13 protein-coding genes, 1 pseudogene and 1 riboswitch are annotated in these 15,100 nt (G+C 68.5%); of the genes and pseudogenes, 6 read left to right on the top strand and 8 right to left on the bottom strand.

Annotated features, from left to right (window positions below; translation table 11 throughout):
• Nucleotides 1-91: 91 nt before the first annotated feature.
• Together NF556_RS05730 and NF556_RS05725 are read right to left on the bottom strand one after the other, a co-directional pair.
• On the bottom strand, nucleotides 92-2,671 hold the full coding sequence (locus NF556_RS05730; protein ID WP_252594528.1) for a ComEC/Rec2 family competence protein: 2,580 nt from the start codon (nucleotides 2,669-2,671) through the stop codon (nucleotides 92-94).
• On the bottom strand, nucleotides 2,668-3,708 hold the full coding sequence (locus NF556_RS05725; protein WP_252594527.1) for a ComEA family DNA-binding protein: 1,041 nt from the start codon (nucleotides 3,706-3,708) through the stop codon (nucleotides 2,668-2,670). Before NF556_RS05725 ends, NF556_RS05730 begins: the two co-directional genes overlap by 4 nt.
• A 168-nt stretch (nucleotides 3,709-3,876) precedes the next feature.
• Here NF556_RS05725 and NF556_RS05720 point away from each other — a divergent pair, with 168 nt between their 5' ends.
• From NF556_RS05720 to NF556_RS05700, 5 genes are all read left to right on the top strand, one after another.
• The gene (locus tag NF556_RS05720) at nucleotides 3,877-4,446 is read left to right on the top strand and encodes a CueP family metal-binding protein (protein ID WP_252594526.1); all 570 of its coding nucleotides are present in this window, start codon (nucleotides 3,877-3,879) and stop codon (nucleotides 4,444-4,446) included.
• 169 nt (nucleotides 4,447-4,615) lie between these two features.
• The gene (locus tag NF556_RS05715) at nucleotides 4,616-5,320 is read left to right on the top strand and encodes a response regulator transcription factor (RefSeq protein WP_252594525.1); all 705 of its coding nucleotides are present in this window, start codon (nucleotides 4,616-4,618) and stop codon (nucleotides 5,318-5,320) included.
• A 59-nt stretch (nucleotides 5,321-5,379) separates the two neighbouring features.
• Nucleotides 5,380-6,450: a sensor histidine kinase gene (locus NF556_RS05710; RefSeq protein WP_252594524.1), complete on the top strand. Its 1,071-nt coding sequence runs from the start codon at nucleotides 5,380-5,382 to the stop codon at nucleotides 6,448-6,450.
• Nucleotides 6,451-6,626: 176 nt separating this feature from the next.
• Nucleotides 6,627-7,271 carry a DUF305 domain-containing protein gene (locus NF556_RS05705; RefSeq protein ID WP_252594523.1) on the top strand — a complete coding sequence of 215 codons (645 nt, stop codon included), beginning with the start codon at nucleotides 6,627-6,629 and terminating at the stop codon, nucleotides 7,269-7,271.
• A 154-nt stretch (nucleotides 7,272-7,425) separates the two neighbouring features.
• Nucleotides 7,426-7,597: riboswitch (cyclic di-AMP (ydaO/yuaA leader) on the top strand.
• 5 nt (nucleotides 7,598-7,602) lie between these two features.
• Nucleotides 7,603-8,496, top strand: a complete 894-nt coding sequence (locus NF556_RS05700; protein ID WP_252594522.1) for a C40 family peptidase — start codon at nucleotides 7,603-7,605, stop codon at nucleotides 8,494-8,496.
• A gap of 31 nt (nucleotides 8,497-8,527) precedes the next feature.
• Here NF556_RS05700 and NF556_RS05695 read toward each other — a convergent pair whose 3' ends face one another.
• Nucleotides 8,528-9,394: a DegV family protein gene (locus NF556_RS05695; protein WP_252594521.1), complete on the bottom strand. Its 867-nt coding sequence runs from the start codon at nucleotides 9,392-9,394 to the stop codon at nucleotides 8,528-8,530.
• 21 nt (nucleotides 9,395-9,415) lie between these two features.
• Nucleotides 9,416-12,277, bottom strand: coding sequence for a leucine--tRNA ligase (leuS, locus tag NF556_RS05690; protein ID WP_252594520.1), 2,862 nt, complete (start codon nucleotides 12,275-12,277; stop codon nucleotides 9,416-9,418).
• A gap of 792 nt (nucleotides 12,278-13,069) precedes the next feature.
• Here leuS and NF556_RS05685 point away from each other — a divergent pair.
• Nucleotides 13,070-13,510, top strand: a complete 441-nt coding sequence (locus tag NF556_RS05685) for a hypothetical protein (RefSeq protein ID WP_252594519.1) — start codon at nucleotides 13,070-13,072, stop codon at nucleotides 13,508-13,510.
• 62 nt (nucleotides 13,511-13,572) lie between these two features.
• Here NF556_RS05685 and NF556_RS05680 read toward each other — a convergent pair whose 3' ends face one another.
• From NF556_RS05680 to NF556_RS21515, 4 genes and pseudogenes are all read right to left on the bottom strand, one after another.
• On the bottom strand, nucleotides 13,573-13,860 hold the full coding sequence (locus NF556_RS05680; RefSeq protein ID WP_252594518.1) for an ATP-binding protein: 288 nt from the start codon (nucleotides 13,858-13,860) through the stop codon (nucleotides 13,573-13,575).
• Nucleotides 13,861-13,865: 5 nt separating this feature from the next.
• Nucleotides 13,866-14,258 (bottom strand): ATP-binding protein, encoded by a 393-nt coding sequence (locus NF556_RS05675; protein ID WP_252595729.1) that lies wholly within the window; start codon nucleotides 14,256-14,258, stop codon nucleotides 13,866-13,868.
• Nucleotides 14,259-14,394: 136 nt separating this feature from the next.
• Nucleotides 14,395-14,769 (bottom strand): hypothetical protein, encoded by a 375-nt coding sequence (locus NF556_RS05670; RefSeq protein ID WP_252594517.1) that lies wholly within the window; start codon nucleotides 14,767-14,769, stop codon nucleotides 14,395-14,397.
• Nucleotides 14,770-14,987: 218 nt separating this feature from the next.
• A pseudogene (locus tag NF556_RS21515) lies at nucleotides 14,988-15,083 on the bottom strand (hypothetical protein); the annotation flags it as partial.
• Nucleotides 15,084-15,100: the final 17 nt, after the last annotated feature.

Here is a 15,100-nt window from a genome sequence, read left to right as displayed (position 1 = left end):
ATTCCTCCCAAGGCTGTGGGTGACTCGGCAACAACGTCCAATATAGAGCTTGCGGACTGCGCGGGCTTGTCCGCTGCCGCACCGCCTTTCCCTACTTCTGCGTCGTCACCCCCAGACCTGCCTCGGTCAGCACCAACGCATAGGCCCCGTCCCGGTCCGTGCGCAGCACGACGGTGCCGGTCTCGGCGAGCATCGACAGCGCAGTGCGGCTCGGGTGACCGAAGGTGTTGTCCGCGCCCACGCCGATGAGCGCGACAGTCGCCCCGATCCCGGTCACCAGCGACTCGTCCTGCGCGGCGCTGCCGTGGTGCGCCACCTTGAGCACGTCAAACTGCGCACCGGCCAGCGCGCGACGCACCCCGCGGGCGGCCCCCGGCTCGATGTCGCCGGTGAACAGCATGCGTATGCCGTCACCCGGCTCAGCGCCCCTGCCTCCCGCCTGTGGGAGGTCACCCGTCGCCGTCGAGACGGTGAGGTCGAGGACCACGCTGGCGTCGTTTGCTCCGAGGGAGCCGCTGCCGGCACGCTCGGGCGGGGGCCAGACCACCTCGCCCCTGACCTGACCCGAGTCGCCCCAGACGAGGGAGTCGCCGGACGTCACGGCATACGTCGGGATGTTGGCCGCCGCCAGGTCGGCCAGCACCTGGTCGGCGTCGGCAGGCGGATCGCGCACCGGGGTGACATAGGCGGCGGCCACCGGAACCCGGCCGAGCAACGCATCGATCCCGCCGACGTGGTCCGCGTGAAAGTGGGTGAGGACCAACCCATCCACCTGCTCGACGCCGAGCAGGTCCAGGCACGTGGCCAGCAGCGCCGGGTCCGGGCCGGTGTCGATCAGGACCACCCGGCCGGGCCCGGTCGGCACCATGAAGGCATCGCCCTGCCCGACGTCACACCCGGCCACGACCCAGTCCTGCGGTGGCCAGCCGTGCCGCCCAGGGGTCGGCCAGACCAGCGCCAGACCGAGCAGGAGGGGGGCCCAGGCCAGCCCGGGGCGACGCCGCGCGTGCCAGCGCAGCCACGGGCCGAGCGCGAGCACAGCGACGGTCAGGAGCGTCAGCAGCCAGGCACCGGCCACGCCCTCGACCCAGCCGATCGTGCCCATCGGCACGGTGGCACCCCAGCGCGCGACGGCGCCGATGAGCCAGGCGGGCAGGGCCGCCACCCAGGCGACCAGGACACCGAGCGGGAGCCACACCGTGCCCGCCAGGGCCGCGCCGATGCCGGCGATCGTGGTCGGTGCGACGAAGGGCGCCGCGAGCAGGTTGGTGAGGACCGCGACGGTGCTCACCGTGCCCTGGAGCAGGACGATGACCGGCGCGCAGACGACCTGGGCTGCCAGGGGGATCGCGATCGCGTCGCCGAGCAGCGAGAGGCGCCGCGGCAGCCGGCTGGCGATCGCGTCTCCCCACGGCCGGGCGAAGACTACGAGACCGAGCGTGGCCAGGGTGGACAGCGCGAAGCCATAGGAACGGGCCAGCCACGGGTCCCAGCACAGCAGCACCAGCACCGCCGTGCCGAGCGCGGGCAGACTCACGGAGCGTCGGGAGGCACTCAACCCGATCAGGCCGACGACGCCCATCGCCCCGGCACGCAGCACGCTGGGCTCCGGTCGGCAGAGCAGCACGAAGCCGACCAGGCACACGAGCGCCACGAGGGGTCGCCACCGGCGGGGCACGCCGACCCACCCGCAGAACAGGACCGCGACGCCCAGGACGATCGCGACATTGCTGCCACTGACGGCACTCAGGTGGGACATGCCCGTGGCGAGCATCGCGTCCGAGAGATCGGGGGGTGTCAGCGATGTGTCACCGATCACCAGCCCCGGGATGAGGGCGCGGGCGTCGACCGGCAGCGGGTCGACGGCCTGGCGCAGGCGCTCGCGCACGTGCTCGACGCCGGCCAGGACCCTGCCCTGCTCACCGTGCAGCGTGGGGGGATCCAGCGGCGTGGCCACGGCCACGACCGAGTCACCCGGATCGGGCGGGCCGAGACGTGCCCGTGCCGTGACGGTCCCGCGCCAGGGCACGCCCGCCCACTGTTTGTCGGCAAAGACGACGACGGGCGTGCCGACGCTGCTGCCCTCCCCGCGACCGACCACGTGGGTGACGCGCAACTCGAGGACGACGAGGTCCGGTCGTTCGTCGCCGCGGGTGATGACCCGCGGCTCGGTCAGGACGACTCCGGTGAGGGTGACCACGGCCCGTTCCTGTGCGAGCTCGGGCACGGTGCCTGCGTGTTCGGTGGCCCGGTGGGCTGCGCTGGCGCCCAGGACCAGACTCGTCGCGACGAGGCTGAGGGCGAGGAGTCCGCTGATCTGCAGCCACCACCGCCGCTCGCGGCGCCGCCCCCGTCGTGTGCTCCTGCCGGCAAGCCACAGCAGGAAGGCCCCGGTCAGCAGACACGCAAGAGCGCCGAGCAGTTGGGTGCGCACGTCGTGCACCACCGCCGCCACGAGGACAGCCCAGGCGCTCAGGGCTGGGATGAGCAGCCGCAGGTCCAGCCGGGGCGACTCCTGCTGGCCCTCGATCTCCGCATCCGGCTCCGGTATGCCGAGGCTCGTGACAGCCTCCCCAGTGCGGCTCGGGTGGGGGTGGGGCAGGTCGACGCGGGTGGGCGCGGTGCGGCTCGGGTCCGTGCGACTCGGGTCCGTGCGACTCGGGTGGGTCACAGCGTGACGTGTGGTCGCAACTTGTCCAGGGTGGCCTCACCGATGCCGCTCACCTCCAGCAACTCGTCCGGACTGCTGAACTGACCGTTCTCCTCACGCCAGGCCACGATGGCTCCCGCCGTGACCGGCCCGACTCCAGGCAGCTCCTCCAGCACGGCCTGGTCGGCCGTGTTGATGTTGATCTGCGCCTCGCCGCCACCTGACTCAGCACCGGCCGACCCACCGCCTCCCGCTGCAGGCGGTGTGACCGGCACGTCCGTCACCTCAGGCACCTCCTCCCCCGGGCGCGGCACCCAGATCCGCTCGCCATCAGCCACCGCGCGGGCCAGGTTGAGACGGCTGGTGTCGGCGTCGGGGCCCAGACCGCCGGCTGCCTCGACGGCGTCCTGGACGCGAGCGCCCGGATCCAGTCGCACGACACCTGCGCTGCGCACCTCACCGGCCACGTGCACGAGCAGCTCCGCGGGTGCCTCGGCAGACGCGCTCGGTGATCCCGTGGCTGCGGCCGCGGTCGGGTCCGACACACCCGCTGCTTCCTGCCCACCCGCCGCCTGGTCCGAGTCGCCCGTCGCACCAGCCGCATCAGCACCGCCCGGCGCGGGTGACAGCTGCGCGGCCAGGGGCGCGACGGGCACGGGCGCGCTCCCCTGCTCGGCACGCCACCACCGCCACCCGAAGATGCCCGCAGCGATCAGTGCCACCACCAGGAGCGCGACCACCGCGACCGGTCGGACACCAAGATTCAGCGAGCGCAGTGACTGCGGCAGCGCCAGCATTCGAGGGCCCTCGCGTGCTGGCCGGTGCCGCCCAGGATCGGGTGGCAGCCACTCCCCTCCGGCCACCAGCAGGTCTTCCCCGAGGATGTCCAGCTCACCACTGTCCGCGCCCTCGCCGGGCGTGGGCTCACCACTGTCCGCGCCGCCGCCGGGGATGGGCTCACCACTGTCGCCCTCGGCGAGATCCACCCCGTCCGCGTCCTCACGGCGCTCGCGGGTGGCCCGCTCGAGCAGCGCCGCCAACCGATCCTGCTCTGCCATGCCCTCGAACGTAGGCACTCAGGGAGCCTCTGCGGGAGTCGTCATCACCGTCTGTGGACAGGGCTTCCGGCCAGGGCTGGCTGTGGATGCACTCTCCCCGATTCACCTGATCCCTTGGCGGAGGCGGTCTGCGGCAATGCAACAATCTCTGCGAGGAGGTCACATCCCATGCGCACGAGATTCCCAGTCGTCCTTGCCATTGGCGCGTTCGTCCTGTCCGCATGCTCGACGGGTTCTGATGCCGTCTCAACTGACCCACTGCTGGCGGATCACGGGCTGGACGGTCTGACCGCGCAGCAGATCGTCGAAGAGTTGGAAGCGAGCACCGAGCAGCGTCCATTGCGCCTTGGTGCATCGGTGAGTGAGGACGAGCTACTGCTGGATGACGGCACCACGGAGATGGCGCTGCCCCTGCCGGAGGACGAGTTCTACCTCTCGGTGGCGCCCTTCGTGACGCAGACGCATGACTGCTTCTACCACAGCCTGAGCGGTTGCCAGGGTGAGCTGGTGGGAGAGGAGGTCGCGGTGACCATCACCGATGCGTCTGGCGATGTCCTCGTCGACGAGGAGATGACCACGCACACCAATGGCTTTGTTGGGTTCTGGTTGCCGCGCGAGATCACCGGCACCATCGAGGTGTCACGGGAAGGCTACGCAGGAAGCGTGCCCTTCAGCACGACTGACGGCAGTCCGACGTGCATCACGACGCTACAACTGGACCCGGCTGCTGCTCGCTGATCGCCCGAGAGGCGCACCCGCGAAGACGCGCAAGAATGCTGGTGTGCCGGGAGAGCCGTGGGCCAGACCATGAAGATTTCATGAAGGTGTTCGCTTCGCTGACCATGCGGCGCCGCGGTGCGGTGCCCGCCTGCGGTGTGGCGGTCTGAGTTCGGGGCAGGATGGGTCCATGTCGACTCTTGCGCCCCGGGTGCTGCTCGTGGAGGACGAGGAGCACTTGGCCCAGCTCGTGCAGCGTTACCTCGAGCGTGACCGTTTCGAGGTGTGCATCATCGGAGACGGGAACCAGGCCGTGGAGGTCGCCCAGCAGTGGCAACCGGATGTGATCGTGCTCGACCTGGGACTGCCAGGCATGGATGGCGTGGAGGTGTGCCGCCGGGTGCGGACCTTCTCCGACTGTTACGTCATCATGCTGACCGCCCGCGCCGAAGAAGTCGACAAGTTGGTCGGCCTCTCTGTCGGTGCCGATGACTATGTGACCAAACCGTTCAGTCCGCGGGAGCTGCTGGCCCGGGTCGGGGCACTGTTGCGGCGCCCCCGAGAGGTCGTCGGTGGGGACAGGGCGGCTGGGCAGGGTCTGTCCATCGGGACGTTGCGCATCGACGTTGCTGCTCGCGAGGTCCATCTGGGCGATGAACTGGTGGACCTCACCCGCACGGAGTTCGAGGTGTTGGTGGCGCTGGCGGCAAGGCCCCGCATGGTCTTCTCCCGGCGCCGGTTGATCGACGACGTGTGGGGCCGGGACTGGGTCGGGGACGAGCACCTGGTCGATGTTCACATCGCCCACCTGCGGCGCAAACTCGGGGATTCCTCCGATCCTGCCTTCATCCGCACCGTGCGAGGCGTTGGATACCGGATGGGCCCCGGCCGGTGAGAGCATCCTGGAGACGGTGGGGACTGGCATCCCGCATTCTGACCGCGACCGTCGTGGTCGTGATCGTCGGGGCACTGAGCGCGTGGGTCGTTGCCTCCCTCCTAGGTCCAGCAATCTTCCACGTGCACCTGCTGCGCAGCGGCACCTCCGACCCGGGCGTGGTGCAACACACCGAAGAAGCGTTCGCGACCGCCTCGGCCTACTCACTCGGGGGTGCGCTCTTCGCCGCGCTCGTCACATCGGCAGTTGTCAGCGTCCTGGTGACCCGTCGCATCGCTCGGCAGCTTGGCCAAGTGCGGCACGCCTCGGGGCGCATCGCGGCTGGTGACTACACCGTTCAGGTTCCATCGGTGGGTATGGGAGCCGAGCTCGACGACCTGGCGAGCGCGTTCAACACCATGGCGGCCGAGCTAGCCCGGGTGGAGCAAACCCGCACCCGGCTGCTCAGCGATCTGGCCCATGAGATGCGCACGCCGGTGGCCACGCTGGAGGGCTACCTGGAAGGCATCCAGGACGGGGTCGTCGGGGCCGACGAGGAGACCATGACGGTGCTCCTGCACCAGGTGTCCCGGCTGGCGCGGCTAGCTCAGGACATCTCCCTGGTCACGACTGCCGAGGAGGGGCGACTGAGCATGCACCGGCGCCCGGTGCGCGTCGACGAGCTGGTCGGCACCGCGGTGAGGCAGGCCAGCGGCCAGTACGCCGCAGCCGGGATCGACCTGACGGCAGAGGTTCCCGGCGCGGCGGTTGGCGCGGTGGTGGAGGTCGACCAGGACAGGATCGGCCAGGTGCTGACCAATCTGTTGGACAACGCGCTGCGGCACACCTCGCCGGGCGGGCGGGTGGTCGTCCGCGCCACGAGAGATGCGGAATCGGTCCGGTTGCAGGTGGCCGACACCGGGGAAGGGATCGCGAAGGAGCACCTCGGGCACGTTTTCGAACGGTTCTACCGGGCCGACAGCGCACGAGACCGTGCGCACGGAGGCTCGGGCATCGGCCTGGCGATCGCACGCTCTATCAGCCGGGCACACGGCGGAGAGGTCACGGTGAGCAGCGCCGGACACGGACAGGGCACCACCTTTACCGTCGAGCTCCCACTGATGGTCCCGGCCGCCAGACGCCAACGCTGACATCGCACTTCGCTCACGCCCACCCGTTCGTGGTGCCCAAGACGACGGCATGAAGGAACCACCGACGGTTCCATGAAGGTTCGGTGAAGGTGTCCTCGGTTGGTGACCCCGACCGCAGCACCCCGGTTTCACTGGATGGGACGAATCATTCCCACGGTGAAAGGACGGACACCCACGTGAAATCACATCGGGTCATCGCCAGCTGTGTTGCACTCCTGCTGGCTGGGGTGCTGAGCGCGTGCACCACGGAGCAGCCAGCAGAGGAGGGCGGATCGCACACACCGAGCGACAGCACGACGCAAGCCACCCAGACACCGAGCAGCACCAGCGGCGGGGAGGTCGCCGACGCGCACAACGAGGCAGACAGCATGTTCGTCCAGATGATGATCGTGCACCACAAGGGAGCCATCGAGATGGCCGAGCTAGCCGTCAACCAGGCCGATTCGACCCAGGTCCGGTCCCTGGCCGAGGAGATCTTGGCCGCCCAGGGCCCGGAGATCGAAACCATGACCTCGTGGTTGAGCGCCTGGGAGGTGCCGGTGATGGCGACCGGTGAGACCGGCCAGATGGACCACGGTGGGATGCAGATGGAGGGCATGAGCCAGCAGGAGGTCATCACCGAACTCGCGGGACTGTCCGGCGCCGCGTTCGACACCCGCTTCCTGGAACTGATGATCGCCCATCACCAGGGCGCCGTGCAGATGGCTGAGGATGTGCTCGCCGACGGGCAGAACACGCATGCGCAGGAGTTGGCCCGGCAGATCATCGAGGCCCAGGAAGCGGAGATCAGCCAGATGCAGGACATGCTCGGGCAGGCCTGAGCGCCGCGCTGACACCCTCTTTACTCCTGCGTGACCTTTTATGAAGATTCCATGAAGACCGGCCCAGAACGCCTCAAAACGTCCATTTCCGGTGGATCTGGCCGTTACCGTTCTGTTACCTACCTGCCCCAGGTAGGCCCCGAGCGCCCGCCGAATCTTGTCAGCGCCACGGGTCGAACCACACATCCGCATGACAAGAGCGGGGGACCCACCACCGGAACGCCTTGCGTTCCTTGGGGCAAAGAGCGGCCCACACCCCATGGGCGCGCACCGGGCACCTCCTGCCCGAGCCCGACAGCTAACCCCGCAGGCGCAGGAGAGGCACACCACCGTGAAGCGACGCACTATCGGGCGCCACCGCGCCCCACTGAACCTGCCCCGCCCCCTGACTGGAACCGCCACCGTTGCCGCCTCCGGGCTGCTCGCGGCCACCCTCGGGGCCGCGACCGCCGTTCCGGCACCGCCAGCGACAGCGTTCGGTGTCACCAGCACCACCCCCGCACCGGCCCCGGGGGACGCACAGAGCATGACCGCGTTCCACCAGAGCTCGACCGCATCCATGCACAGCACAGCCACCACGCCGGCCGCGGACCTCCCCGCCCGCGCCGTGCCAGCCCCGGCCCCAGAGGACGCTGAGCACACCCACTTCGGCGAGCTCGGCTTCACCGGCGTCACACCCGAGCCAGAGCCGGTTGCGGCGCCGAGCGACTCTGCGGCGCCCAGCACCGAGAGCCTCGCAGACACGAGTGCGTCCGCCGCGCAGAGCCGCGCGCAGGGCACCGTGAGCAGCCGCTCGGACTCCCGTCAGGAAGCTCCAGCCGAATCGGCCGCCCCCGTGGCCCCCGCCGGCGGCCAGGGCGCAGAGGCTGCCATCGCCTGGGCACAGGCCAACCTGGGCCTGCCCTACAGCTGGGGTTCAAGCAGCGGCGGCGCCTACGATTGCTCCGGCTTCACCACCGCAGCCTTCCGCGCCGCCGGCATCAGCATCCCGCACCAGAGCGAAGCGCAATACCACGCCACAAGCCGCGTCTCCCTGTCGGAGATCCAACGTGGCGACCTGTTGTTCTACAGCAACAACGGGGCCCCGTCCGGCATCTTCCACGTGGCGATCTACCTGGGGAACGGGCAGGTCATCCACTCCCTGCGCGACTGGTCCAGCTGGGACGGGTCAAAGGTCAGCGGGCTCCACTACGCCTCGGGGCTCATGGCCGCTGGCCGTCCCTGAGAGCCGTTCAGGGGCGGGCGCCGGAGCTGTCTCAGGCCCGCGGGGCGACGGTGACAGCCAGCGTGCCGGGGCCGGTGTGCACACCAGCGACGGCACCGAGCTCCACCAGGTCGAGCCGCCCTGCCTGCGGGACCGTCTCGCGCAGACGGTCCCGCATGGCCTCGGCCTGCTCCAGCCAGCCGAGGTGATGCACGGCGACGTCGACCACCACGTCTTCGGACGCGGCCGCGATCGCCTCGAGGCACTTCTCCTCCAGGCGCGCCAGTGCCTTGGCCCGGGTGCGCACCCGCTCGGCCAACTGCACCTCACCGTCGGACAGCATCAACAGCGGCTTGATGGCCAGGGCGGAGCCGAGGATCGCCTGGGCGGTGCCGACGCGGCCCCCGCGCCTCAGGTGTTCGAGGGTGTCGACATAAAAATACGTGGACGTTGCGCCGCACCGCGCCCGGGCGACGGAGGCCACCTGCTCAGGCGACCCACCGGCATACGCAGCATCGGCAGCAGCGGCGGCCGCATAACCCATCCCCATCCCCAGGATCTGTGAGTCGACCACCTCCACGGCCACCTCGGACCGCACCGCCTGGGCCGCCAACTGGGCGGCCTCGACCGTGCCCGAGATCGCCGAGGAGATCAGGACCGCGACGATGGAATCGGCGCCGGTGGCGTGCGCGACCTCCCGGAACCGCTCCACGAACTCACCCGGAGCCGGCCGGGAGGTGCCGACCTTCTCCTTGCCCGCGCGCAACAGGTCGACGACCTCCGCGGTGGAGATGTCGACGCCCTCTGCCAGGCTGCGCCGGCCCACCTGCACGTGCAGCGGGATCAGCGCGACGCCGGCCTCCTCCGCGAGCTCCGGGGGGAGACAGGCGGTGGAGTCAGTCAGCACGGCGGTGGACACGTCGCCAGTCTCTCAGTCAGCTCAGGCAGGGACGATGTTGACCAACTTGGGGGCCCGCACGATCACCGTGCGCAACTCGCCGTCACCGATCAGTTCCTTGATCCGTTCGGAGCCTAGTGCCAGCGCCCGCAGGTCGTCCTCGCTGATGTCGGGGGCCACCTCCAGGCGGTCTCGGACCTTGCCCTTGATCTGCACGACGCAGGTCACGGTGTCCTCGACCAGCAGCGCCGGGTCGGCCTGCGGGAACGGCTCATAGGCCAGCGACTCGGCGTGCCCCAGCCGCGACCACAGCTCCTCACCCAGGTGCGGCGCGACCGGCGCGACCATCTGGATCAGCGGCTCGACCGCGGCGCGTGGCACCCGGTCCAGCTTGGTCAGGTGGTTGTTGAACTCGATCATCTTGGCGACGGCCGTGTTGACCCGCAGGTGCTCGAAGTCGGTCTTGACGCCGTCGGCGGTGCGCGCCAGGAAGCGTGCAGTCGCCTCGTCCAGCGCGTCGTCGGTGACGGTGACCTCACCGGTCTCCTCGTCAATCACGTTGCGCCACAGGCGTTGCAGGAAGCGCTGGCTCCCCACGACCGCCCGGGTCTCCCAGGGGCGATACTGCTCCAGCGGCCCCATCGACATCTCATAGACCCGGAAGGTGTCCGAGCCATACTGCGCCCGCATCTCATCCGGCGTGACGACGTTCTTCAGGGACTTGCCCATCTTGCCGTGTTCCTTGGTCACGGGTTGACCGTTCCAGGTGTAGGTCGGCTCGCCCGTCTCCTCGATGGACTCCTCGACCTCCGTCGCCGGGACCGGCTGGCCCCGGTGGTCACGATAAACGTAGGCCTCGACCATGCCCTGGTTGATCAACCGGCGGAACGGCTCCTCGCTGCTGACATAGCCCAGGTCAAACAGCGCCTTGTGCCAGAACCGCGAATACAGCAGGTGCAGCACCGCGTGCTCGGCACCACCGATGTACAGGTCGACGCCACCGGGGTCGCGTGAGCCCTCAGGTGCACCGGCGACCGGCTGCTCGCGCGGGCCGGTCCAGTAGGCCTCGACCCCGGGGTCGACCGGCAGCTTCGTGTTCTCCGGGTCCTGATAGCGCAGGTGATACCAGCACGACCCGGCCCAGTTGGGCATCGTGTTGGTGTCCCGGCGATAGCGCTTCGGCCCGTCCCCCAGGTCCAACTCGACGTGCACCCACTCGTTGGCCCGCGCCAACGGCGCCTCCGGCATCGAGTCGGCGTCTTGCGGGTCGAAGGTGCGCGGGCTGTAGTCCGGCACGTCCGGCAGTGTCAGCGGCAACTGGTCATCGGGCAGCGCGTGCGCGACGCCGTCCTCGTCCCAGACGATCGGGAACGGCTCGCCCCAGTAGCGCTGCCGGCTGAACAGCCAGTCGCGCAGCCGGTAGGTGATCGTCCCCTCGCCCAGGCCCCGGTCGGCCAGCCAGTCGATGATGGTGGCCTTGGCCTCCTCGACCGACTGCCCGTTCAGGTCGATCTCGTCGTTGGCCGAGTTGATCGCCGGCCCATCGCCGGTGAAGGCCTCGTCCTCGGGGTGGCCCTCCGTCGGTTGGACGGTGCGCACGATCGGCAGGTCGTATGCCGTGGCGAAGGCCCAGTCTCGAGCGTCCTGTCCGGGGACGGCCATGATCGCACCGGTGCCGTAGCCCATCAGGACGTAGTCGGCGACCCAGACCTGGATGGCTTCTCCGGTGGCCGGGTTGATCGCGTGGGCACCGGTGAAGACACCGGTCTTGGTCTTGGTGTCGGCCTGGCGCTCCAGGTCGGACTTGGTCGAGGCGGAGCGGCGGTAGCCCGCGACGTCGGCGCGGTGCGACTCGGGGACGATGTGCTCCAGCAGCGGGTGCTCGGGGGCCAGCACCATGAAGGTGGCGCCGAAGATCGTGTCCGGACGGGTGGTGAAGACCGTGATCGCCTCGTCGTGGCCGACCACGGGGAAGGCGACATTGGCGCCCTGGCTGCGACCGATCCAGTTGCGCTGCTGGATCTTGATCTTCTCGGGCCAGTCCAGCCGGTCCAGGTCATCGATCAGCCGGTCGGCATAGGCCGTGATCCGCATCTTCCACTGGCTCAGGTTGCGCTTGAAGACCGGGAAGTCACCGCGCTCGGACTTGCCCTCGTTGGTGACCTCCTCGTTGGACAGCACCGTGCCCAGCCCGGGGCACCAGTTGACCGGCGCCGAGGAGACATAGGCCAGCCGGTGCTCAGCCAGCACGCCCGCGCGCTCAGTCGGGGACAGCTGCGCCCACGGCTGACCGGTCGGGGTCTGCCGCTCACCGGACTCGAACTGGGCCACCAGTTCGCTGATCGGCCGGGCCGCACCCAACTGGCCGTCCGCGCGGACCGCTGCCTCGTCATACCAACTGTTGAAGATCTGCAGGAAGATCCACTGGGTCCAGCGATAGAAGTCGGGGTCGATGGTCTCGATTGAACGGCGCTGCTCATGCCCCATGCCCAACGACCGCAGCTGGCGGCGATAGGTGACCATGTTGGCCTCAGTCGTGGTGCGCGGGTGCTGACCGGTCTGCACGGCATACTGCTCGGCCGGCAGGCCAAAGGCGTCAAAACCCATGGTGTGCAACACATTGCGCCCGGTGGTGCGCTGATAGCGGCTGAAGACGTCGGTGGCGATGAAGCCCAGCGGGTGGCCGACGTGCAGGCCCGACCCCGAGGGGTAGGGGAACATGTCCATCACCATCACGTGGCCGCGCTCGAGACGCGGGTCGCCCGGCTCGGCCCACGGCCCAGCCGGGTTGGCCGAGTGGAAGGTCCCTTCGGTCTCCCAACGCTCCTGCCAGGCGTCCTCGATCTGGTTGGCCAGCGCCGCGGTGTAACGGTGTGGCGTCTGCTCGCTCGTGCTGTCAGTCATCTCGTCCCTCGACCTCGGTGTGCGTGCTGCTCGTGCTCCTGCGTCCTGACACAAAAAAGCCCCTCACACAGGAGGGGTCAGCCGCGCCGGCTCGTGTCGTGCTCAGCGCGGCTGCATAAGAAGGAGCGTCACGCAGCGCATGCCCACAGGTTACCGCAGGTCGGTGCTCCATCATTTCTAGGGAGATTCGGACCGCGTCATCACCACTCTTGGGGAGGTTCGGACCGCACCGGCTGATCTGCAGGCTGGCACGTGCACGCCTTCTACCCACCATCCGGCGGTGAGTCAGGTAGAAGCCGGACACGTGCCGGAGTCGGAGGCGAGAGCGCTGAAGCAATGATTACGCTCAGGAGTTGAGCTCTGGCAGCACACGCCGCATCACAGATGCATTGAATTGCGCATCTACGACGCTAACTTGTGGGTGTGAGAACGACACGACAGTGCGACTCGATCCCGAGGTCGCCGCAGCGGCCGAGCGACTGCGGCAGGAACGTCACATGGGTCTCGATGAAGTGGTCAACGAGCTGGCCTGTGGCGGCCTGGACCGCGCGCAGAAGACCACGCGATTCCAGCAGCGAACGGCCAGCGTCGGATTACACCAACCCTTCGGCCGCAATAGTTGCACTGCTGACACCGGCCTCACTCGTGGCGTGCAGTGGGTCAGCGGAGATCGACACTCACGGTTCGCCAGACCACGTCGATGAAAACCTCTCGCAAGAGGAGCAATACGCGCGTGACATGGGGGTGACAGCTTCTGCTACCCCGATCAGACCCGTCAACCCGGAGGAGCAGATGATCGCCGTCCAGAGGTGCCTTGAGGACGCTGGTTGGCCTGCTGAGCTGAGTTCCGAAGGACAGATCAATATCTCTATCCCTCTCGATCAAGAACAAGCATTCAACGAGACGTCAGCACTGTGTCACATGCAGTACCCGCTGGACGAGAAGTACACCGCCCCCTGGACAGGAGAACAGTACGGAATCCTCTACGACCACTGGGTCAGTGTGACGATTCCGTGTCTCGCTGAGAAGGGCTACGAGCCAAATCCTCCCCCTACGCGGCAGACTTTCATTGACGCCAGCCTCGCAGACGAGCCAGCCTACTCAGTTCGGGAAGGTTCCGACGAAGCACTGCTCGACGATGTTGCAACTGGGCGGTGGGAAAGCGCGAAAGACTTCTGGCGCAAAGTCTGCCCAGAAGAGCCCCTGGAACCCGTCCTTTATGGCCCAGGCTGATTGTCGCTTGCCAGCGTGATGGGACCACCTTGTTGCCACGAGCATGGGACCACCTGGATGTGTTAGCGAGCATGGTCGACCTTCGTGGTGGTGTCAACGGGGACACGCCCGCGTTGGCGGTGGGAGGGGCCTTCGACGACGAGGGTGTGCGCTCCGGAGGTGAGTCGGTCGATGGCGGATTGGGCGGGCAGTGTGTCGGTGGTCATGGATAGCCATTCGGAGGCTTCGCGGTTGGATACCCAGATGGTGGGGGCGCGCCGGTGGCGTTCGACGACGATCTCGTAGAAGTCGTTGGTTTGGGTGGCGTCCAGGGACCGCAGGGCGAAGTCGTCGATGATGAGCAGGTCCACGGAGGTCAGGCGCGGATCTCAGCCTCGAGGGTGTTGTCCAGGCGGGCCGCGCGTGGCCGGGTGAAGAGTTTGTCGGCGCGGTAGAAGGCGGTGCTCATCCGGCATTGGATGGCGGTGTGTCCTAGCGCGGTGGCCAGGTGTGTTTTACCGACCCCTGCCGATCCGAGGATCAGTACGCCGGTGCCAGCCTCGGCGAACGCCAGGGTGGTCAGCTCAGAGAACAGCATCCGGTCGTAGGTCAGGTCCTGGTGGTCTTGCCAGGTTTCGATCCGCATGGTCGGGTCGGGCCCGGCTTTAGCCGCGCGCAGTGTCGCCGATCGGGATTCGCGGCGGGTGACCTTATCGGCCAGGAGCAGCTCCAAGAACGCGGCGTGGCCCATCGTGCGTTGACGGGCCAGGGCGAGACGTTCGGGCAGGGTGTCCTTGAGCCCGCCGAGTTTGAGGGTGCGCAGGATATCGGTCAGGTCGGCCCCGATCGGGTCGACTGGTCCTGCAGTACTGGCTGGTGGGCTGCTCGGGTCTTGGTGCTCGCGGTCATGGCGTGGGCTCCTGTTCGCTCAGGTCGTCGGCGCCCTGAGCGCCGCCGTGGATGAGGGTCAGCTGGGCGGTCCCACCACTGGCTGTGGTGGTCCCAGCACTGGCTGTGGTGGTCCCTTCGGTGGCTGGGGCGGTCCCAGTACTGGCTGTCGTCGTCGTGGTGGCAAATTCAGCTGATTGCCAGGCGAAGTGGCCGGTGGTGGTGCCGGTGGGGGGTAGGTCGGTGGTGGTTTTCTCGGTGGCGCGGGCCAGCATGGAGGCGATCTTGGTGACCGAGACGACGTCGAGGTCCAGTGCCTTGGAGCACGCGGCCTCGACGGGTTCGGGGCCGTAGCGGCGCACCACTCCCAGCAGCCGGTAGACGGTGCGCATCCTGGCCCAGGGCAGAGGGTCGTCCAGGATCCGTTCGGCGTAGATGCCGACGCTCTCCCCGTGTGCGGCGCAGGCCCCGATGAGGGACTGCAGGTCACGCAGGGCGTACCCGGCCTTGTGCTCGGGCAGGTCGCCCGGTCGGTGGAGCGCCTGCCTGGAGCCTGCCGGGGGTGGGTCTTGACCAGCTGCCCGCGGTGGTAGAGCTTGACCAGCTCACTGTCCGCGCGGGCATCGAGGTGCAGGCCCAGGAACTGGCCGGGCACGGAGTACAACGCCTTGGCGACTTCGACGTGGACGTCGCGGTGGACCTTCACGGTGGTGAAGATCGGGA

It is taken from the genome of Ornithinimicrobium faecis, from assembly GCF_023923225.1.
Lineage (GTDB): Bacteria > Actinomycetota > Actinomycetes > Actinomycetales > Dermatophilaceae > Ornithinicoccus > Ornithinicoccus faecis.
This window is presented reverse-complemented; position numbering and strand designations above follow the sequence as displayed.